Below are 22,522 nucleotides of genomic sequence, written 5' to 3'. Positions count from 1 at the left end.
AAATATTAGGAAGATATGAAAAGAACATTGATACATAACGCTACGATTGTCAACGAAGGACAATCCGTGAAAGGTTCCGTAGTGATAGAAGACGGGCGCATTGCAGAGGTACTGACCAACTGGAAACCTCTCTCTGCCCCTTGTGATGAAACCATAGATGCCACCGGATGCTATCTGTTGCCGGGCATCATCGATGACCATGTACATTTTCGCGATCCCGGGCTAACCCACAAAGCGGACATCCTCACCGAAAGCCGTGCGGCTGCCGCAGGTGGTGTGACCTCCATCATGGATATGCCCAATACAAATCCAGTGACCACTACACTGGATGCTTTGAACGCCAAGCTCGATTTACTGAACGAAAAGTGTATCGTAAACCATTCCTGCTACTTCGGTGCAACAAACAACAACTACAGCGAATTCGGCAAGCTGGACAAGCACCGTGTCTGCGGTATCAAGCTATTCATGGGTTCCAGTACCGGAAACATGCTGGTAGACAAGATGAACAGCCTGCTAAATATTTTCAATGGTACAGACATGCTGATTGCCGCCCACTGCGAAGACCAGGAAACCATCAAGAACAATATTGCCAAGTATAAGGAAATGTTTGCCGGAGAGAATGATATTCCCATAGGCAAGCATCCCTACATCCGCTCTTCGGCAGCATGCTATGCATCCTCTGAACTGGCAGTACGGCTGGCAAGAATTGCCGGAGCACGGTTGCATATCCTGCATGTGTCCACAGCTAAGGAACTGCAATTATTCAATGACTATTCACTTTCCGAGAAGCATATCACCGCCGAAGCATGCGTTGCCCATCTCCTCTTCACGCTCAGTGACTATCGCACGTTGGGTACACGTATCAAGTGTAATCCTGCCATTAAGAAGCAAGCCGACCGCGATGCCCTGCGTGCAGCCGTCAACTCCGGCCTGATAGACGTAATAGCCACCGACCATGCCCCCCATCTGCTCGCCGAGAAAGAAGGGGGTGCTTTGAAAGCCATGTCCGGCATGCCGATGATACAGTTTTCGCTTGTCAGCATGCTGCAACTGGTAGATGAGGGAATATTCACTCTCGAGACCATCGTTGAAAAAATGTGCCATGCTCCCGCACAAATCTACCACATCAACGAGCGCGGCTATATCCGTGAAGGTTACCGGGCAGACCTTGTGCTGGTACGCCCCGATACCCCGTGGGAAGTGACAGCCGACAAAGTTTTGAGCAAATGCGGCTGGAGCCCATTGGAAGGACATACCTTCAACTGGAAAGTGGAAAGGACTTTTGCCAACGGACATCCCGTTTATACTGACGGTATGGTGGACGACGCTTATCGTGGCGAGGAACTGAGATTTGGGGAGTGAAGGCTAGGAATTAAGGATTAGGGATTAAATGGGATGAAAAGGACAATACTGGCACCGGGGCATGAATTGCTTTCGTATCGGATTCATGAAGTAACCCCTTACATCAACTGGATTTATTTCTTCCATGCCTGGGGCTTCCAGCCTCGCTTTGCGGCTATTGCCAACATCCATGGCTGCGATTCCTGCCGTGCACTTTGGCTGACGACCTTTCCCGAGGAGGAACGTACCAAAGCTTCCGAAGCCATGCAGCTCTTCAAGGAAGCCAATAGAATGCTCGACCGACTGGACGAAACAATCTCCATCCATTGCATCTTCAGGCTTTGCCAGGCAAATGCAGATGGAGATAACCTCTTGATAGAAGGAACAACCTTCCCTCTGCTCCGACAGCAGACACCACAACCCGATGGCGGTCCATTTCTCTGTCTGAGTGATTTTGTACGTCCCCTCTCTTCGGACACACCCGACATCGTAGGGCTTTTCGCCTCTACCATCAGTGAAGAGGCCGAAGAGACTTACAAGAACGACCCTTACAAACATCTCCTTGTACAAACCTTGAACGACCGCCTCGCCGAAGCCGCCACAGAAAAGATGCACGAATATGTCCGCAAGGAGGCTTGGGGCTATGCCCCCGACGAATCCTTGTCCATTCCGGATTTGCTGGTCGAGAAGTACCAAGGCATCCGCCCCGCTGTGGGATACCCCTCCCTACCCGACCAATCCGTGAATTTCTTGCTGGACGAACTGCTCGGCATGAAACAGATAGGCATCACGCTGACTGAACATGGAGCCATGCACCCTCACTCCTCCGTCTGCGGCATGATGCTGGCACATCCCGCATCCCGATACTTTGCAGTGGGCAAGATTGGAGAGGACCAGCTGGAAGACTACGCCCGCCGCCGGGGAATGCCAATAGGGAATATGCGGAAGTTTCTGGCAGGAAATATAGAAAGCGTATCATAATGCTGATAATTCGGTACATTAAAAAAGGAGTTACACAGACGACACAGATTAAACAGATTTTCACTGATAATTTTGTTCATCATGAATTTCTCATCTGTGGTCATCTGTTTAATCTGTGTCACCTATGTGCCATAAAAAATAATCCTTTTGAACTGTGATTTATCGCCCCTTTCCGCGACTAACAGTGCAAAGCAACTCGAAAGAAGCAAAAAGATGGAAAATGCAGAACAAGAGTTTGTATCCGTGGTACGAGAGTATGAGCGCGTGATATATAAGGTGTGCTATCTGTACACCACGCCCAACGCTACCCTCAACGACTTATATCAGGAAGTGGTACTCAACTTATGGAAAGCATTTCCCAAGTTCCGGCGGGAGTGCAAGATTTCAACATGGATTTACCGCATCGCACTGAACACGTGCATCAGCTTTATCCGCAAAGAAAAGAACATCCCCGAAATCGTTACCCTCAACCAAGAAGCCGACCGGACTGAAGAAACCGACGAGACACAAGCCATGCTACGGCAACTCTACCGGATGATAAACCGGCTGGGACAATTGGAAAAATCCATCATCCTGCTCTATCTGGAAGAGAAAAGCTACGAAGAAATTGCCGAAATCACCGGGCTGACTTTGACAAACGTTGCCACCAAGCTCAGCCGCATCAAAGACAAATTGAAAAGAATGAATAAGGAGGAATAGATATATGGAACTGGATGAACTGAAGAAATCATGGAACGCACTGAATGAACAGTTGCAGAAAGAACCGATTGCTGATGAACAGCAGATTACAGAACTGATTGCCGGCTACAAGGCAAATACCCGCAAAAGTCTGGGACGCCTCGTAGTCATACAACGCTTCTCTATCGGAATAGGAACGATATGTCTGGCTACCCTTCTTCTTATATGGCTGCTACTGCCCACCTTCGGTTTCAACGAACAACTACAAGAAAAGATTGTTCCCTTTTTAGGGTTCATTGCCATCAGCATTCTCGCAGGCATGTGGTGGGACTGGAAAACATACCGTTGGAATAAGAATACACATATTGAAGAAATGAGTGTTGCCGAAGTCAGCCGCCGTATGACCACTTTCCGCCAATGGACCAAATATGAGGTGATGGGCATCTCCATCTGGATTATCCTTTTCAATATCCTCAATTATTGGGTGATGGAATATCATCTGATGTCCGTTGGCGTGCAAGCCATACTGATTACCCTCTTTGTAGTATTTGATGCGTTGATTATCTATATTCTCTACAAAAAAGTGATTTATAAACATCTGGACAATATTAAAAAGAACATTGAAGAATTGAAAGATATATGCACCGAGTAACTCTTGTTTTCATCCTTTTCCTTCTCATCCCCGACCTTTACATTTACTTGGTTTATGTAGTAAGAAAAACCAGAAAGACATTTCTACGCAGCCTCTATTGGCTTCCCACCTTATTGCTGGCGGCAGGCTATGTTTACTTCATGTTCCTTACGGGCGACAATGCGATGTCAAACCATACGCAGGCTATAGGCAGACTGGCAATTACCATCATGCTGTTTGTCTTTCCAAAAACCATATTCATGCTTTGCTCTCTGGTGGGAGTACTGGCGCACTTCATCATCCGTCGTTGTCCCCGCAGCCCGTTCACCGCTATAGGACTGGTTTTAGCTGTCGTCAGCTTCTTCAATATCCTCTACGGAACTTTTGCAGGCATCACCCGTTTCGATACGAAAGAAGTAGAATATCGTTCTGCCAATATTCCGGAAGGTTTCGACGGCTACCGCATCGTGCAGATATCGGACATACACATCGGCAGTTGGCAGGGCAATCCGGAACCCATCAAACAATTGGTCGATTCAGTCAACGGACAGAAGCCGGACCTGATTGTCTTCACCGGTGACCTCGTGAACCAGCAGAGCCATGAACTGGATGGTTTCCAAGAAATACTCTCCCAACTGTACGCACCGGACGGAGTATACTCCATCCTCGGTAACCATGACTATGGCTCATACTATCACTGGCAAAGCCCGAAAGCAGAAATCGCCAATCTGGACTATTTAATCCGGCAGCAGAAAGCAATGGGATGGAAACTGCTGAACAATGAGCATGACATCCTTTATCACAAAGGTGACAGCATAGCCCTCATCGGTGTGGAAAACGATGGCGAGCCTCCTTTCTCCCAATTTGCAGACTTACCGCAAGCCATGCAGGGTACGGAAGGGATGTTCCAAATATTGCTCAGCCATAACCCTACCCACTGGAGGCGCGAGGTACTGCCCCAATCGGATATTTCACTGATGCTTGCAGGACATACCCACGCCATGCAAGGCATCTTGTTCGGACACTCCCTTGCCGAACTTATCTATCCGGAATGGAGAGGAATGTACTACGAAGGCAAAAGGGCTTTGTACGTAAATATTGGCATCGGCTATGTGGGACTGCCGTTCCGGTTCGGGGCATGGCCGGAAATTACAGTACTAAAATTAGTAAGAGAGAAAGAGTGACGAAATAAGAAAAAGGTATATCTTTGTAGCAATAAAAAATCCGACACCTATGAAGATACTTTATATCACTTATCAGGTTTGCTTTGCGTTGCCTATTTTATTGGTACTGACTATCCTTACAGCATTGGTCACCATTATCGGTTCGCTGATAGGGGGGGCGCATACCTGGGGGTACTATCCCGGTAAAATCTGGTCACAGCTCATCTGCTATATACTGCTTATTCCGGTGGAGGTGCATGGAAGGGAGAAAATACACAAACGTACTTCTTACGTGTTTGTGCCCAATCACCAAGGCGCCTTCGACATATTCCTGATATACGGATTCCTGGGACGGAACTTCAAATGGATGATGAAGAAGAGCCTGCGCAAAATCCCGTTTGTCGGTAAGGCATGCGAAAGCGCAGGACATATCTTCGTCGACCGTTCCAGTCCCAAGAAGGTGCTTGCCACCATGCGGCAGGCAGAATCATCTTTGAAAGACGGCGTATCACTGGTAGTATTTCCCGAAGGAGCACGTACCTTCACGGGACACATGGGCTACTTCAAGAGAGGTGCTTTCCAGCTGGCGGATGAACTGCAACTGGAAGTAGTACCCGTCACGATAGACGGCTCGTTCGAGATTCTTCCACGCACCGGAAAGTGGATACACCGCCACCGGATGATACTGACCATCCATGAACCTATTCCTCCCAAAGGGAAAGGGGCAGAAAACATCAAAGCAAGTATGAACGAGGCTTATGCGGCAGTGGAGAGTGCATTGCCGGAAAAGTATAAAGGGATGGTGAAGAACGAAGACCAAGACAGATAAAAACATAATGATAAACGGGAATGCCTGAATATCCTATCAAGATATTCAGGCATTCCCGTTTATCATTATCAACTCATTCCTATTTATTTCTGTCCTCCTACAGAAGCATTTTGCTTCATGCGCTTCTGCTCTTCAATCAGCTGCATGTTCTCCTTCGCCTTTGTAAGGAAATCTTTCACCAAAGTATTCTCTTTAAAAGACAAGGGAGCAGTTCTCATGATGTCCTCAATCTGCGGAGTCATCACCGGATAGGGCAGTGTGCTGCACATCATCATGAATACACTGGGACCCAGCACGTTCTCAAAGTTATCTACAATGAACTGACGGACGTAGTCGTTCATCTCCTTCACAAGTGTTTCGCCTTCCTTTGCCAACTGTCCATGCACATCATCCAGATTGGCACCGTCCAGCACCATACGCGCCTCTTTGCGTTCCAGCTCCTCTATCTTTACCTCTAGGGAATTGCGTTTGTCTATAAACTCGTACAACTTGTCATTCAAAGAGGTTCCTTTGGCAATCAACTGGGTATTGGAGATGGAAACTACGATTTTACCATCTTCCAGCACCAAAGGCATAATACCCTCTTGATCCATATAAAGAGTCACCATCATCACGGAATCGGTCCGGCCTTTCATCTTGAAATGCCCATGGATAACCTCTGCCGAGTCAACATTCACCCATTGCCCGTTCCGAAGCGTCTTGAGAAACAACATCTTTCCGTCAAGGCTGGTTACCGAAGAACTGCCCTCTATCTTATACTTGCGGTTGCAAGAAGTAAAGAGCACAAGCAGGAGCAAAAAGGGTAAAATGCGGTTCACACTCATTCTAATCATGCAAGAAACGATTTTTGAATTACACCCAGCAAAGGTATTAATATTCCTTATAAACCGGATAGAAAGAAAGGATTTTTCATTCGGTTTACGTATTTTTGCACAATTATAAATGATAAAAATAGAGAAAATATACATGTCAACCTATGCACCTTTTGCCAAACCGCTCTATGTAATGCTGAAACCGGTAGGTGCGGTATGCAATCTGGCATGCGATTATTGCTATTATCTGGAGAAATCCAAACTATATAGAGACAACCCCAAGCATGTAATGAGTGATGAACTTCTGGAAAAGTTTATCGAGGAGTACATCAACTCACAGACCATGCCCCAGGTTCTGTTCACCTGGCATGGCGGAGAGACACTGATGCGTCCGCTGTCTTTCTACAAACGGGCCATGGAGCTGCAAAGGAAATATGCCAACGGACGCACCATCGACAACTGCATACAGACCAACGGCACGTTGCTCACCGATGAATGGTGCCGGTTTTTCAAAGAAAACAACTGGTTGGTGGGCGTCTCCATAGACGGACCGCAAGAGTTCCATGACGAATACCGGAAGAACAAGCAGGGCAAGCCCTCTTTTGTCAAGGTGATGCAGGGCATCAACCTGCTGAAAAAGCACGGTGTGGAATGGAACGGAATGGCAGTGGTCAATGACTACAACGCCGACTATCCGCTGGACTTCTATAATTTTTTCAAGGAGATAGGATGCCATTACATCCAGTTTGCCCCCATCGTGGAGCGCATTGCTCCTCATGGGGACGGACGCCATCTTGCCTCCCTGGCAGACAAAGAAAAGAGCACGCAGCTGGCAGACTTCTCCGTCACGCCGGAACAATGGGGAGACTTCCTATGCGCCTTGTTCGACGAATGGGTAAAGCAGGACGTGGGGACTTACTACATACAGCTGTTCGACTCTACCCTTGCCAACTGGATAGGCGAACAGCCGGGTGTATGTTCCATGGCAAAGACGTGCGGCCATGCAGGTGTTATGGAGTTCAACGGAGACGTATATACCTGCGACCATTTTGTTTTCCCCGAATATAAACTGGGCAACATCCATCAGAATACACTGGTGGAGATGATGTACGGCGAACGGCAACAAGCCTTCGGACTGATGAAGCAACAATCGCTCCCCACCCAATGCAGGGAGTGTGAATGGCTGTTTGCCTGCAACGGCGAATGCCCAAAGAACCGTTTTGTATGTACAGCCGACGGGGAGCCGGGACTGAATTACCTTTGTGCAGGATATCATAAGTTCTTCAGTCACGCAGCCCCATACATGGACTTTATGAAGAACGAACTGATGAACCAGCGTCCGCCTGCAAACATTATGGAAGCAATAAGAAACAATGCCATCAAGCCATAAGCCCACAAGCGATAACAATGAAATTCAAAGACATTACTTAATAATTGATTATATGAAGATTACATTTAAGAAAGGTTTGCTTGCGGCCATTGCCGCACTGACAGTCTGCTCTGCGCGTGCAGACGAAGGAATGTGGTTACTGCAACTGATGAAACAGCAGAACTCCATCGACATGATGAAGAAACAAGGACTGAAGCTGGAGGCTGACGACCTCTACAATCCCAACGGCGTATCACTGAAAGATGCCGTAGGTATCTTTGGCGGCGGCTGTACCGGCGAAATCATCTCTCCGGAAGGACTGATTCTGACCAATCACCATTGCGGATACGGTGCCATACAGCAGCACAGCAGCGTGGAACACGATTATCTGACAGATGGTTTCTGGGCCATGAACCGTAGTGAAGAACTGCCCACCCCGGGATTGAAATTCCGTTTCGTGCACCGCATTGTAGACATCACCGACCTTGTCAACGCTAAAATAAAGGCAGGCGAAGTGACGGAAATCGATGCACTGACTTCCCCGTTCCTCAGCAAACTGGCAAAGGAAGAACTGGAAAAGAGCGATTTGAAGGGTAAACCGGGCATTGAAGTGCGCGCACTCCCCTTCTATGCAGGAAACAAATTCTATATGTTCTATTATAAGGTATACAGCGACGTGCGTATGGTTGCCGCTCCTCCCTCCTCGGTAGGTAAGTTTGGCGGTGAAACCGACAACTGGATGTGGCCGCGCCACACGGGCGACTTCTCCATGTTCCGCATCTATGCCGATGCCAACGGAGAGCCTGCAGAATACAGTGAAAGCAATGTACCCCTGAAAACGCCGAAGTTCTTGCCCATCTCCATCAAAGGCCTGAACGAGGGTGACTACGCCATGATTATGGGCTTTCCCGGCAGCACAGAACGTTACCTCACCCAGAGCGAAGTGAAGCAACGCATGAACGCCGTGAACCAGGCAATGATTGACATGCGCGGCGTACGCCTCGAAGTGCTGCGCAAGTATATGGATGCCAGTGACAAGACCCGCATCCAGTATGCCAGCAAGTTTGCCGGAAGCAGTAACTACTGGAAAAACTCCATTGGTATGAACAAGGCAATCATCGACAATGACGTGTTGAGCGCCAAAGCCGAAATCGAGAAAAAGTATGCCGCCTTTGCCCAAGGAAAACCCGAATACGAGGGTGTGGTAGAGAAAATTGATGCCATCATCGAGAAAAGCACCCCCACGCTGCGCCAGCTCTACTATACCAACGAAGCATTGCGCGGTGCTATCGAATTCGGCAGTACCTACCTTATTATGGATAACATAAAGAAAGCGCTCGAAGAGAAGAACGACTCATTGCTGCAAGCTTCGAAGAAGCAGTTGGAAAATGCCTACGATGGCATCCACAATAAAGACTACGACCACGAAGTGGACCGCGCCGTAGCCAAAGCCATCCTGCCCGCCCTTGCCAAGGCACTGAACGCCAACGAGCTGCCCTCCTTCTACCAAACCATCAACGGAGAGTTCAAGGGCGACTACGACGCATACGTAGACAACATTTACGACAACTCCATCCTCTCCAACCGCAAGAACCTGGATAAATTCCTGGCAAAGCCCACCGTGAAAGCCATTGAGAAAGACCCTGCTACGGCTTACTCGCGCTCCAAGAACGAAAAGCTGCAGGAACTCGGAAAGCAATACATGGAACTGGAAAGCGGAATGGAACTGCTCCACAAGGCCTACATCCGTGGCTTGGGTGAAATGAAACAGCCCGTCCCCTCCTATCCGGATGCCAACTTCACCATGCGTCTGACCTATGGTAATGTAAAATCATACAGCCCGCGCGATGCTGTACACTACGACTACTATACCACTACCGACGGTATCCTTGAAAAAGAGAATCCCGAAGACCGTGAATTCGTAGTACCCGCCAAGCTGAAAGAACTGATTCAGAAGAAAGACTTCGGACGCTACGCCATGGCAGACGGCACCATGCCGGTTTGCTTCCTCACGACGAACGACATCACCGGCGGCAACTCCGGCAGCCCCGTCATCAATGGCGAAGGACAGCTCATCGGTACTGCTTTCGACGGCAACTGGGAGTCTCTGAGCGGTGACATCAACTTCAACAATGACCTGCAGCGTTGCATTGCACTGGACATCCGCTACGTGCTCTTCATCCTCGACAAGCTGGGCAACTGCGGACATTTGATAAACGAAATGCACATCGTAGAATAAATAAAAGCCTCTGAGAGATTACCTCCCATACTGAATGGCATTCACTATACGACTGAATGCCATTCAGTCGCATACTTAACCCTATTCAGTCGTATACTGAATAGCCCCCCTCTCAGATGCTCTTCTAACGCACATCACCATGAAAAGAATCCTATTATCATTATTCATTACATCTTCTGTCCTTGCCGCACACGCCGACGAAGGTATGTGGATGCTCACCGACCTACAAAAGCAGAACGAAGTAGCCATGACGGAACTCGGCCTGCTCATCCCCGCCAACCAAATCTACAATCCCGACGGCATTGCCCTGAAGGATGCCGTGGTACATTTTGGCGGCGGCTGTACCGGCGAAGTCATCTCTGCCGAAGGCCTGGTACTGACCAACCACCACTGCGGCTATAGCGCCATACAGCAACATAGCTCGGTGGAACATGACTACCTGACCGACGGTTTCTGGGCCATGTCCCGCGAAGAGGAGCTTCCCTGCAAGGGACTCACCGTCACCTACGTCGACCGGATACTGGACGTGACAGACTACGTAAACGAACAACTGAAAACCGACGACGACCCGAACGGCACCAATTATCTGTCTCCCAAATACCTGAAAACAGTAGCCGACCGCTTCGCCAAGTCCGAAGGCATCACCCTGACACCCGGCCGCAAACTGGAACTGAAAGCCTTCTACGGTGGCAACAGATACTATCTATTCGTAAAAACCACTTATAGCGACATCCGCATGGTAGGCGCTCCCCCCTCCTCCATCGGCAAGTTCGGTGCAGACACCGACAACTGGATGTGGCCCCGCCACACGGGAGATTTCTCCATCTTCCGCATCTATGCCGACAAAGACGGGAAACCCGCCGCTTACAGCAAAGACAACGTCCCCCTGAAAGTGAAGAAACACCTCACCATCAGCCTCGACGGCTATCGCGAGGGCGACTTTACCTTCGTCATGGGCTTCCCCGGACGCAACTGGCGCTACATGATTTCCGACGAAGTAGAGGAACGCATGCAAACCACCAACTTCATGCGCCACCACGTGCGTGACGTACGCCAGAAAGCTCTGATGAAGCAGATGCTGCAAGACGATGCCGTACGCATCCACTATGCCAGCAAGTATGCATCTTCTGCCAACTACTGGAAAAATGCCATCGGTATGAACGAAGGCCTCGTCCGTCTGAAAGTATTGGACACCAAACGTGCACAGCAAGAGGCACTCCTGGCACGCGGACGCTCGCTGAACGACAATAGCTATCAGCAGGCATTCGACCAGATACGCGCCATCGTAAAGCAACGCCGTCCAGCCCTCTACCACCAGCAAGCCATTCAGGAAGCACTGGTGACGGGACTCGATTTCATGCGTATCCCCAGTACCGCAAGACTGGTGTCTGCCTTGAAGAACAAGGACAAGAAACAGATTGCAGCAGCTAAAGACAGCCTTCAGAAGGCAGCCGACCGCTACTTCGCCTCTGTCCCCTTCCCCGAAGTGGAACGTATCGTTGGCAAGGAAATGCTAAAAACCTACATGAAGTATATCCCTGCCGAACAACGCATCGGTATTTTCCAAATCATAGACAAGCGTTTCAAGGGCAACAGCGACGCTTTCATCGACGCCTGCTTTGAACATTCCATCTTCGGCAACAAGGAGAACTTTGCCAAGTTCATCCGCAAGCCCAGCCTCTACAAGATTAATACAGACTGGATGGTCTTGCTGAAATATTCCATCACGGACGGCCTGCTTCAGACCTCCATTGCCATGATGGATGCCAATAAAAACTACAATGCCGCCCACAAGGTATGGGTAAAGGGCATGATGGACATGAAACTTGCCAATGGTCAGCCCATCTATCCGGATGCCAACTCCACCTTGCGCCTGACCTACGGTCAAGTACTCCCCTACGCTCCGGCAGACGGTGTGAAATATGATTACTACACCACTCTGAAAGGAGCCATGGAGAAGGAAGACCCCGACAATTGGGAGTTTGTAGTCCCCGCCAAACTGAAACAGCTGTACCAGGCAAAGGATTTCGGACGTTATGCCATGCCGAACGGCGAAATGCCCATCTGCTTCATTGTCAACACAGACAATACCGGTGGAAACTCCGGCAGCCCCGTGTTCAATGCCAAAGGAGAACTGATAGGTACCGGCTTTGACCGCAATTACGAAGGTCTGACTGGCGACATTGCCTTCCGTCCGTCCTCCCAACGAGCAGCATGTGTAGACATCCGCTACACCTTGTTCATCATCGACAAATACGCGGGAGCTTCGCATCTCATTGAAGAGATGACGATTAAATAATGATTTAGCGAACAAATCCTCCTCCTATTTTGTTATCATTACAAATAAATAAAAACAGAAAGGAAAAAATTATGGAAAAGTTTGAAGAATTGATACAATCAGAAAAGCCCGTTTTAGTTGATTTCTTTGCAACCTGGTGTGGCCCATGCAAGGCGATGCATCCGGTACTGGAAGAACTCAAAAACGAAATAGGAGATGCCGCCCGTATCGCCAAAATAGATGTAGACCAGCACGAAGAACTTGCTGCCCGCTACCGTATACAAGCAGTACCGACATTTATCGTATTTAAGAAAGGCGAAGCCGTATGGCGCCACTCGGGTGTCATCAGCGGTAAGGATTTGAAAGCCGTTATAGAACAAAACTCTTAACAAGAAGAAATGAAGAAGATTATAACAATAGTTGTCCTTGTGTTTTCCAGCATGCTGGCCTACGCTCAAACAAGCGGAGAGGTTGTCGTCATGAACAAAGCCATGTTTATCAAGAATGTGTTCGACTATGAGAAATCCCAGGACTGGAAATACAAGGGAAGCAAGCCTGCCATCATAGACTTATATGCCGACTGGTGCGGACCTTGCCGCATGGTGGCTCCCATTATGAAGGAACTGGCCAAAGAGTATGCCGATAAAATCGTTGTCTACAAAGTCAATGTGGATAAAGAAAAAGAATTGGCAGCGTTGTTCAATGCAACAAGCATCCCCCTTTTTGTATTCATCCCTATGAATGGAGAGCCTCAGCTCTTCCGCGGAGCAGCCGATAAGGCTACCTACAAAAAGGCGATTGATGACTTTTTACTGAAAACAGAATAGTTCATAATAGAAAGAAAAACTCCTGACTATCTTTACAAAAAGGCAAGTCAGGAGTTTTTGTATCCTATTCACTCAAAACACGATAGGCATCTCTTTCCATTCTCCTCCGTGTAGTTCCATCACCGATTCATATCCAGCTTTCCTCAAGGCACGCAAAGCTTCGGGACGTCCGTTGCTTATCCGTTCCGGATAGTGTGAATCACTGTTCACCTGCACACGTACACCCAAATCATGCAGGTAGGAGAAACACCGCTCATTGGGATAGAAAGTGCCCAAGTCATGATAGGCTTTGGTATTGACCTCTACCTGATAGCCGCGACGGGCAATATCTGCGAAATACGCCCTAACCAGCTCATCATACCAAGGCTCGTCCAGCAATCCCGGGCGATAGCATGCTGCATTGTAGTGCATCTTATCGGCATGGCCCACAATATCGAAACCTCCCAGCTCGAGCATCCTCGTCAACCGGCCGTAATAGAGACGGACCACATGCTCCAAATCACCGCAAAAATGTCCGTCTACAATGGTCTTAAAGGTATCCGCAGATACATCTACATCCACCACTTCCCCTTTGTCATTGTAGAGAAGATGTACAGAACCGATACGGTAGTCCAACGGCAACTCCCTGAAACGGGCGATGGACGGATTGCTCGCTTCATTCAGATAATCAATCTCCAAACCGATATACAGTTCGATACGTCCGGCATACTTCTCCTTCAGACGGTGGAATTCAGACAGATAATCGTCCATCCTATCCCACTCCATAGTCCATGCCGTAGAAAAAGGCAATGGAGCATGCGATGAAAAGCCATAAGATGTAAAACCTTCACTCAATGCAAAACGCACAAAGTCCTCCATGCCGGCACGTCCGTCACAAAAAAGGCTATGGCTATGATAGTTCGTCAGATTTCCCACTTTCCTAATTCTATAATTTCAATTCTTAATTTTTAATTCCGGACTTCAGTTCGATTCTATCTCGCTCAACTCCAGCCAGCGCAATGTCTTTTCGTCAATCAAGTCCGACAGTTCCGGCAAACGCTTCGACTTCTCCGTCAGTTCGTCCACAGACAAGGTGCCGCTGCACAGAGCTTCTTCAATCACTTTCTTTTCAGTTTCCAGATCGGCTATCTCCTGTTCCAATTGCTCAAACTCGCGCTTTTCCTTGAAAGACATACGACGCTTATCGTTCAGACGCACCTTCGCCGTCTTATCCTCCTGAGCCTTGGTAACTTCCTTCTCTTTCTCCTTCTCCTGATGAGCTTTCGCATCTTTCCAGTCGCGGTATTGTGTATAGTTGCCAGGGAAGTCCCGGATGTCTCCTTGTCCGTTGAACACCAACAGATGGTCTACCACTTTATCCATGAAATAGCGGTCGTGGCTCACCACCATCACACACCCTTTGAAGTTCTGCAAATACTCCTCCAGCACATTCAGTGTCACAATATCAAGGTCATTGGTCGGCTCATCCAGCACCAGAAAGTTGGGATTGCGCATCAGGACCGTACACAGATAGAGGCGGCGGCGTTCTCCCCCACTCAACTTGTAGACATAGCTGTGCTGTGTCTCGGGAGTAAATAGGAAATGTTGCAAGAATTGCGATGCCGTCAGCTTCTTGCCGTTACCCAGTTCTATGACTTCGGCAATGTCCTGCACTACATCAATCACTTTCATCTGTTCGTCAAACTGCAAGCCGTCCTGCGAGTAGTAACCGAAACGGACTGTCTCGCCAATATCCAGCGTGCCGCTGTCTGCCTGCTCCAACCCCATCAGTATCTTGATGAAGGTCGACTTGCCCGTACCATTGTTCCCAACGATACCCATTTTTTCGTAACGGGAGAAGATGTAGGAGAAATCATCCAGAATCTTCAAGTCACCAAAGGATTTGTACAGATGGTCTGCTTCGAATATCTTGCTGCCTATGTAAGAAGCCTTGACATCCAGTTTGACGTTGTCGTTGTTGAAACGCTGCTTAGCCACCTTCTCCAACTCGTAAAAGGCATCCTCCCGATAACGCGCCTTGTGTCCGCGGGCTTGCGGCATGCGGCGCATCCATTCCAACTCTGTGCGGTAGAGGTTGTTGGCACGCTCTATCTCCACAGTCTTTGCCTCGATACGCTCTTGGCGCTTCTCCAGATAATAGCTGTAATTGCCTTTATACTGATAAATCTGCCGGTTGTCTATCTCTACGATTTCGGAACATACACGGTCGAGGAAATAACGGTCATGCGTCACCATCAGCAAGCTGAGGTTGTTCCGGCGGAGATATTCCTCCAACCACTCCGTCATATCGAGGTCGAGGTGGTTGGTAGGCTCGTCCAATATCAACAAATCGGGTTCAGTGATAAGAGTATTGGCAAGTGCCACACGCTTCAACTGCCCACCGGACAGGTATTTTACGTGCTGACTGAAATCACGTATCTTGAGTTGGGATAGAATCTGCTTTGCCTTCTGTTCGTACTCCCAAGCCTTTTCATGGTCCATACGCACCAGAATTTCGTCCAAACCGGGATGCCCCTCCGTCTCCATGCAACGTTCATACTCCTTGATTAACTCGACAGTACTGTTGCCATGATGAAAGCACGCTTCGAGCACGGTCAGCTCTTCTGGGTACTGCGGATCTTGTTCCAGATAACCCACACGCAAGTCACGACGGAAGGAAATGGTGCCACTGTCATACCCTTCCTTGCCAGAAAGGATATTGAGCAACGTTGTCTTGCCACTGCCGTTCTTGGCTATCAGTCCGACACGCTGTCCCTCGGACAAGCCCAAAGAGATATTTTCGAATAGTACCAAGTCACCGAACGACTTGGTCAGGTTTTCCACCTGAAGAATTGAATTTACTGCTGCCAATGCTTTAATAGTTGAAAAATGAAAATTGAAAGTTGAAACTCACAGTACCAAGATGACCGGACCTTAGAACAAGGAGCTGTATACCTCCGGCAGATTCACTTTACCTCCTGCCTTTACTTTGCTCCAAACCAGCTTCATGGGGTCTATCCATTCACCGGTAGACGTATTCAGCAATATGGGCGCTTCCCGGTTTCCATCCACCAAGGTACGCCATTCCATACCATCCACTTCATTGGCGAAAATAACACAAAGCACAATGCCAAAAGCCAGCCACGCATCTTTCTTTTTAGGGCTGATGTTGCTTTCTTCCATCATCTGCTGCATCTTGGCAATGTCTTCCTCCGCTCCTTGAAAATCCTTCTTCAGTAACTCCTTTACAGTAGTATCCACCCACTCGTATGCTTCGTTAATCTGATAGATTTCCGAAAGCCGCACCGGAATTATCTCCGCCGGATACTTCATCCCATCCTTACGCGTTTCCAGCGAAGCGATAATCTTCTCCGCTTCTGCAACCGACTCTCCCTTCTTCACCGTAAACGAACATTCAAAGGCAACTTCATCCGCACCCGTTATCCATAAATGAGAAGTATAGTACGCACCTTCTTCCTCGAACATCTCCTTACTATATGCACATTCCATCCGGCCTATCCTGACCGGAGTGGCAGCGGAGTTTTCCCGCAACTCTTGCTTCACGGAGTCCTTGCCATATGTAGCATTCCCTTTGAAAGCCGAAATGCGAAAATTACCGGTCCACTCATTGGGATTATAGAAAAGGAAAGAACCTTCCCCATCTTCGAATTCATTCCAGTCTGCCGGGTAAGTCATGGAAAACCATGCTCCCGGAGAGATAAATTTCTTGCTTTGTTCCATATATAGACTAATCTTTGCAAAGACAGTTCATACCATCTTAGCTATTTTTCGCAAAGATAGTGTAAACCGAATGCAAAATAAAATGAACTTGTTCATTTTTTATGCTGAGGTGCAGCCTATCTTCGCTTTTAGAGCAAAAGTAACATTACCGCCGTTGATATGCAAACAAACGAAACAAAAAACAGCCGATTCTCACGAACCGGCTGTTCCAATCATCATCTATGAATGAAGACCATTAGAGCCTTCAATATCTTTATTCAATTAAACTAAAGTCAAAATGAAATCCATTAAATTTCTAATTCGGATGCAAAGATAATCAATGGAATACATACAATCCTAAGATTTTAAGAATATTAAATTAACATTCTATAAATAGATGGCTGAATAGGTTTGCCATCCCGATAATGCCAACCGTAATTGAACTTTCTTTTTATTCCTGATTTGAATCCCACCACACAGGCAATGTACAAATAAGATTATTATTATACCATCCTTCACCAAGCTCAGCAGCTCCTGGAACTTGGGCACCAATGGCTGCTAGATTAGTGGTATTATATGTCAGCTCATAAGAAGCTTGCTTCCAACGACGAGGCGACTTATCTTCCGGGCAGTAAGTAAATCCTGCTGGAGTATTCCTATAATAATACGATTTATCCCAATTCATGAATATATTCGTATCATAATCACAACGACGCATATCATTCCAATTCTCATTAGAATATGGCATTGCCAACATCTTCTGAGTCAAAATTTTACCGAGAGTAATATCTGAAGAATTTCCTAGTGCATTATTCAAGAAATTATCAATATCAGTTTGTTCAATATGAGTAAACGAGGGGCAAGACTCCAATTTTCCATCCTCTGAAGTCCACACGCCAATCTGATCATTAACAAAATCAATACTTGCTTTAACACCTTCTTTATAGGCAATAAATGCTCCCGATTTATCGCCTTGACGGAAAAGCGTCTCTGCTTTGATAAAACAAGCTTCGGAATACGATGCCATAAGGGATGGACTTGTTGGACGGGCATAAAACACTCCGCTCAGCGCAGAAGTGTCATAAGATTTATTACGACGATAAAGGATATCTACACCGCCTGCGTATCCCGTACCACCACAAGTTGTCCACACATAAATAGTATCTCCTTTACGAGTTGGGCTATCACAATACCAACTCTGGGTAGTTACATCAAATGACAAAGCATATGGACCTGATTGACTTAAAATATCAGTTTGCATATCAACCCCCATAGAACGACGCCACAAACCGTCCTCTGACCATTTTATATCAATAGGGGTTGCAGGACCTTTCATAGAACGAGTCCAAGGGATAAACTTATCAGCACGTGGATCTTCTATTCCCTTTCCATCAAAGTTAGTCAAATTATCATAATAGCATTTAGTTATATAAATATTACTATTCATACCAATACAAGAATAGAGAGCAGAATAATCTATCGGCTCATTCCAGCCCAATACATCATGAGAAGGTGTATTAGTATCCGTATGTTTTATAACAGTATTATCAGCATTACTTTGTTGAGCTTTAGCTAAACAATTCAGAATTTCCGGAGCATCATATTTGCCATCTTTATAATTTCCAGCCTCTTTCTTGACTAAATGATTCAGCCAGCGTGCTTTAAGAAGATAACACATTTTCAGCCATTTATCTGCATCACCACCATTCCAAGAATCGCCTTCTACCAAATCCACTGGTGTAACATTATTTATTGCCTCTTGTTGTTTAGAAAATAACTCAATAGCTTCATCAATATCAGTTATACAACCAAGGAATATTGTTTTACCATTATCATAAACAGGAGAAGGATTTTCTCCAAATGCATCATTATAAGGGATTTCTCCAAATAAATCAGTAAGCATCATAAAACCATAAGCACGAAAAAATTTGGCTGCACCTGCATAGTGGTAAGCACCAGCCTCCATTGCCTGATTATATAAATCATTACAATTCACACCTACCTGAGTAAAAAACCACTGTTGCGCATTAGCAGCACGAGTTGAAGAATCAAGTTGCCATTTAGCCGCCCCTCCTTCGCGTGCATTGTTACGATAGAAATGACCACAATAAAAACTAGTATTCGAGGCTACAATATGGTAAATATGTTCCATATAAAATTGCATCCAAGGTAAACGCTGATGGAACTCAGCATCAGTAGATATAGGAGTATTTGGATTGGTGTTGACATCCAACCAGTCATCACATGCGGAGAGCGCGACACAAGCTGCAACTCCGAGAATTATTTTCTTGTATAGTTTCATATTATTCAATTTTCATACAGTTAAACAATATTTAGAAAGTCAGATTAACACCAAAAGCAAAACTTGCTGTCGCAGGAACTCCACAATAATCAATACCTACTGAGGATGAGCCTACTGCACCCGATCCAGCTGCTGCAACTTCCGGATCACCGTTATAATTAGTGAAAAGAAGAAGATTATTAGCCGTTGCCGTAATTGAGGCACGTTTTATAACTTTTGTTTTGGCAAGTAACGTTTTTGGCAAATTATATGAGAGTGAAATAGTACGAAGACGAAGTGCATTCACCTTTGTCATGAAGTTTGCTGTTTCATTAGGATAAATATCCTGATAATAATTAGCTATAATTGTTTTACCGCTGGTTTCTTTACCATTATAAGTATATGTTTTATTAGCTTCGAAAGTATTCGTTACAAATTCACCATTTGTATTTACACCTGAAACCTCTATTTTTTCCCGGTTGGCAGAGAACTCACTCACACCCGCAAGCGTCATAGCATATTCCGTTCCATTATAAACATGCCCACCTACACGAAAATCCCACAACATATTCAATGACACCCCTTTATAAGTAATAGTATTATTCCATCCACCAGAGAATGTAGGTTCACGATTACCTATTTCAAGATTGGCATTAGTTCCTTTAGTCGGAAGCCCATTCTTGTCTAATACAACTCGACCTTGGTCATCACGTTTCCATTCACTACCGGAAATTGCCATAAAATTACCATTAGGGAAAGAAGCCGCTTTAGCATTACCAACTTGTACATCGGTCACATAAAGAATTTCTACACCTTCAAGCAGATTTTTCACTGTACCACGATTACCACTGACATTAATAGTTGATTCCCATGTCCAATCCTTAGTTTGAATAGGTGTACCGCCAATACTTAACTCCATGCCTTTATTATAAACGTCACCTGCATTAACAGAACGGAGAATATAACCAGTTGCATTTGACAGACGAGGTGACATAATCTGATTATACGAATTATTGGTATAGTAGGCGTAATCCAACTTCAGACGATTATTAAAAAAGCGCAATTCAATACCCAATTCAGTAGATTCCGTAATCTCGGGTTTTAATGCAGCATTACCAGCAGTCCAATAATTACTTACCCCAGTAAGGCCACCAAGGAATGACTGACTGGGCCACAATGCTGTTTCCAACGAATACGGACTCGTATCTTTGCCTACACGCGCCCAGCTCGCACGTACTTTGCCGAATGATAACCAATCTATTTTAGGAAGAAATTCTGTAAACACAATACTGCCACTTACCGAAGGATAAAAATAAGAACGATTCTCAATTGGTAATGTAGAAGACCAATCGTTACGTCCTGATACTGTCAAAAACACTGTATTCTTCCAATCAGCACGGAATTCACCAAATGTACCAATAAGGCGTTTTTGAGAACGTGAACTTGAAAAATCCCGGTTATCATTCGTTGCATTGTCAAATGCGTAAAAATCAGGAATTTCAAAGTTCCAAGCCATTCTATAGTTAGTCCAAGTCCGAGTATCGTCAGTAGATGTACCAAGCATCAAGTTAAAGTTAAAGTCTCCAAACTGTTTATTGAAATTCATCATTAAATTCGTAGAAAGATATTTATACCGATAAGAATTTTCGCTATACATACCTTTTTGCCATGCCAATTTATATACTCCACCAGCAGCAAGAGTCTTTGAATCATCTGTAGTGTAAGAGTCAATGCCCATACGATAACTAATCCACCACCAATCTGCAATATCAGCCTTGATACTAAAATTACCCGTGAAACGCTCAGTATTATCTTTCAACTTATTCTTATTAAGAATCCAGTATGGATTATCGCGTTCATCAACAACATCAAGACGATCTCCAAACATACGATAGCGAGTACCGTCTTCATTCAAGTAGTGTTTCATATCATCAGTAGGAGACCAACGGTATACCCCCGTCATGGTACCAGAACCACTTGAACCATATAACCCAGCAGAGGTCAATGTTTTATCAGTGTTTGCTTGAGAATATGCTACATTTGCACCGAATGTGAGCATTCTCCACTTTTGTTCACCATTAAAACGGAACGTTGCTTTCTCATAACCAGTATTAGGAATTATACCATCTTGATTATAATAAGAGCCTGAAAGATAAAAATTACTATTTTTAGAACCACCAGCCACGCTTATATTGGTATCCCATGCACCACCTTGTTGAAAAAAGTCATCTATATTATCATAGGTTGCTGCCCCATTGTCAATAGGTGCTCCCCATGAATTATAACTAAAATCATTATAAGTCGTTCCAGTATATTTTCCATCGGTGTACTGATCTTCAGCAAACCCTCTTCCATATTTCCGTTGTGTTTTAGGAAGAGAAGTAGCCCATTGCGTGATATACTTAGTGGAGAAATTCACCTCAACGGCTCCCTCCTTTCCTTTTTTGGTTGTAATAATTACAACACCTGCAGCAGCACGTGAACCGTAAAGAGCAGCAGCAGCCGGACCTTTAAGAACTGACATGTTTTCAATATCCTCAGGGTTTATATCCATTACACGATTAGAATTGGTAGAAGCTGTCGATAAACTACCATCAAAAGCAGAGTTACCAACTACTGTAGTAGAGTTATCATAGATTACACCATCAACAACAAATACTGGTTGATTGTCACGTTCAAGCGAAGTCCCACCACGAAGAATGATTTGAGAACCGGCACCGGCAGCACCACCTCCTTGCGTAATATTAACACCAGCAATTTTACCAGCCAAAGAGTTAATCGGATTCACACTTTTATTTTTCATAAGCTCTTCCGCATCTACATCATCAATGGCATATCCCAAAGATTTCCGGTCTTTCTTAATACCCATAGCTGTCACTACCACTTCATCCAATGTTTGCGAATCATCTTGCAAAGTCACTGAATACGAAGAAGCATTTGTCACTTTAAGCATAGCAGTTTTATATCCAATAAAGGATATCTCCAATGTGCTACCCGCCGGCGCTTCTACAGAGAATTTTCCGTCAACGTCCGTCACGGCACCGGTACCAGAACCTTTTACCAGCACGCTGGCACCGATGATTGGTTCGCCCGCTGCATCTAAAACTTTACCTGTGATTTTCTTGGCTTGCTGAGTACTTTGGGAACTAAGTACACTTTCAACAGCTGCGTTGGCTGCAAAAGGCATAGCTGTCCCAAACAATGCAAGCAACACTAATGATAAGCAATAATTTCTTTTCATAAGCTCTATTATTTGGATTTATTTGCAAACATATGAATTAATTTAGAAATTTTACCATCAATCAAATTAAAAATTATTAAATTAATATTAAAACGCTTGCATTTATAGTTTTGCAAAGTTTTAAGTATTTATTAATTATATTAACTTTAGATC

The 22,522-nt window shown here is 45.8% G+C and carries 17 protein-coding genes; 11 read left to right on the top strand and 6 right to left on the bottom strand.

What is annotated here, in order from left to right:
- Nucleotides 1-15 precede the first annotated feature (15 nt).
- The 6 genes from ITJ87_RS09935 to ITJ87_RS09910 all read left to right on the top strand — a co-directional run bounded on the left by ITJ87_RS09935 (nucleotide 16) and on the right by ITJ87_RS09910 (nucleotide 5,623).
- A complete protein-coding gene (locus tag ITJ87_RS09935; RefSeq protein WP_117887544.1) occupies nucleotides 16-1,362 on the top strand; it encodes a dihydroorotase in 1,347 nt (448 codons plus the stop codon).
- 33 nt (nucleotides 1,363-1,395) lie between these two features.
- Nucleotides 1,396-2,322 carry a vitamin B12 dependent-methionine synthase activation domain-containing protein gene (locus ITJ87_RS09930; RefSeq protein WP_117887543.1) on the top strand — a complete coding sequence of 309 codons (927 nt, stop codon included), beginning with the start codon at nucleotides 1,396-1,398 and terminating at the stop codon, nucleotides 2,320-2,322.
- 213 nt (nucleotides 2,323-2,535) lie between these two features.
- A complete protein-coding gene (locus ITJ87_RS09925) occupies nucleotides 2,536-3,021 on the top strand; it encodes an RNA polymerase sigma factor (RefSeq protein WP_057088092.1) in 486 nt (161 codons plus the stop codon).
- A gap of 4 nt (nucleotides 3,022-3,025) precedes the next feature.
- Complete coding sequence (locus ITJ87_RS09920) at nucleotides 3,026-3,652, top strand: hypothetical protein (RefSeq protein ID WP_005836003.1); 627 nt, start codon at nucleotides 3,026-3,028, stop codon at nucleotides 3,650-3,652.
- Nucleotides 3,640-4,815, top strand: coding sequence for a metallophosphoesterase (locus ITJ87_RS09915; protein ID WP_117600752.1), 1,176 nt, complete (start codon nucleotides 3,640-3,642; stop codon nucleotides 4,813-4,815). The genes ITJ87_RS09920 and ITJ87_RS09915 overlap by 13 nt, the downstream gene beginning before the upstream one ends.
- Before the next feature lie 49 nt (nucleotides 4,816-4,864).
- Nucleotides 4,865-5,623, top strand: a complete 759-nt coding sequence (locus tag ITJ87_RS09910) for a 1-acyl-sn-glycerol-3-phosphate acyltransferase (protein WP_009036804.1) — start codon at nucleotides 4,865-4,867, stop codon at nucleotides 5,621-5,623.
- Nucleotides 5,624-5,706: 83 nt separating this feature from the next.
- Here the strand turns inward: ITJ87_RS09910 and ITJ87_RS09905 are convergent, their stop codons facing one another.
- Nucleotides 5,707-6,456, bottom strand: a complete 750-nt coding sequence (locus tag ITJ87_RS09905; protein ID WP_117600751.1) for a DUF4369 domain-containing protein — start codon at nucleotides 6,454-6,456, stop codon at nucleotides 5,707-5,709.
- Between the two features lie 133 nt (nucleotides 6,457-6,589).
- On the opposite strand from ITJ87_RS09905, the gene ITJ87_RS09900 reads away from it, so the two are divergent.
- The 5 genes from ITJ87_RS09900 to ITJ87_RS09880 all read left to right on the top strand — a co-directional run bounded on the left by ITJ87_RS09900 (nucleotide 6,590) and on the right by ITJ87_RS09880 (nucleotide 13,148).
- Nucleotides 6,590-7,825, top strand: coding sequence for an anaerobic sulfatase-maturation protein (locus ITJ87_RS09900; protein WP_117965517.1), 1,236 nt, complete (start codon nucleotides 6,590-6,592; stop codon nucleotides 7,823-7,825).
- A gap of 52 nt (nucleotides 7,826-7,877) precedes the next feature.
- Nucleotides 7,878-10,043 carry a S46 family peptidase gene (locus tag ITJ87_RS09895; RefSeq protein WP_117965472.1) on the top strand — a complete coding sequence of 722 codons (2,166 nt, stop codon included), beginning with the start codon at nucleotides 7,878-7,880 and terminating at the stop codon, nucleotides 10,041-10,043.
- A 139-nt stretch (nucleotides 10,044-10,182) separates the two neighbouring features.
- Complete coding sequence (locus ITJ87_RS09890) at nucleotides 10,183-12,342, top strand: S46 family peptidase (protein WP_117965474.1); 2,160 nt, start codon at nucleotides 10,183-10,185, stop codon at nucleotides 12,340-12,342.
- A 71-nt stretch (nucleotides 12,343-12,413) separates the two neighbouring features.
- Nucleotides 12,414-12,710: a thioredoxin gene (trxA, locus tag ITJ87_RS09885; RefSeq protein WP_005826711.1), complete on the top strand. Its 297-nt coding sequence runs from the start codon at nucleotides 12,414-12,416 to the stop codon at nucleotides 12,708-12,710.
- Nucleotides 12,711-12,719: 9 nt separating this feature from the next.
- Nucleotides 12,720-13,148 (top strand): co-chaperone YbbN, encoded by a 429-nt coding sequence (locus ITJ87_RS09880; protein ID WP_117965476.1) that lies wholly within the window; start codon nucleotides 12,720-12,722, stop codon nucleotides 13,146-13,148.
- A gap of 72 nt (nucleotides 13,149-13,220) precedes the next feature.
- Here the strand turns inward: ITJ87_RS09880 and ITJ87_RS09875 are convergent, their stop codons facing one another.
- From ITJ87_RS09875 to ITJ87_RS09855, 5 genes are all read right to left on the bottom strand, one after another.
- Nucleotides 13,221-14,063: a histidinol-phosphatase gene (locus ITJ87_RS09875; RefSeq protein ID WP_117965478.1), complete on the bottom strand. Its 843-nt coding sequence runs from the start codon at nucleotides 14,061-14,063 to the stop codon at nucleotides 13,221-13,223.
- A 45-nt stretch (nucleotides 14,064-14,108) separates the two neighbouring features.
- Nucleotides 14,109-15,998: an ABC-F family ATP-binding cassette domain-containing protein gene (locus ITJ87_RS09870; RefSeq protein ID WP_117600747.1), complete on the bottom strand. Its 1,890-nt coding sequence runs from the start codon at nucleotides 15,996-15,998 to the stop codon at nucleotides 14,109-14,111.
- A 63-nt stretch (nucleotides 15,999-16,061) separates the two neighbouring features.
- On the bottom strand, nucleotides 16,062-16,868 hold the full coding sequence (locus tag ITJ87_RS09865) for a DUF3805 domain-containing protein (RefSeq protein WP_117600746.1): 807 nt from the start codon (nucleotides 16,866-16,868) through the stop codon (nucleotides 16,062-16,064).
- 430 nt (nucleotides 16,869-17,298) lie between these two features.
- Complete coding sequence (locus ITJ87_RS09860) at nucleotides 17,299-19,149, bottom strand: SusD/RagB family nutrient-binding outer membrane lipoprotein (RefSeq protein ID WP_117600745.1); 1,851 nt, start codon at nucleotides 19,147-19,149, stop codon at nucleotides 17,299-17,301.
- Nucleotides 19,150-19,180: 31 nt separating this feature from the next.
- Nucleotides 19,181-22,369, bottom strand: coding sequence for a SusC/RagA family TonB-linked outer membrane protein (locus ITJ87_RS09855; protein ID WP_117600744.1), 3,189 nt, complete (start codon nucleotides 22,367-22,369; stop codon nucleotides 19,181-19,183).
- Nucleotides 22,370-22,522 lie beyond the last annotated feature (153 nt).

Origin of the sequence: Bacteroides sp. HF-162, assembly GCF_015679285.1 — a bacterium.
GTDB lineage: Bacteria > Bacteroidota > Bacteroidia > Bacteroidales > Bacteroidaceae > Bacteroides > Bacteroides uniformis.
This window is presented reverse-complemented; position numbering and strand designations above follow the sequence as displayed.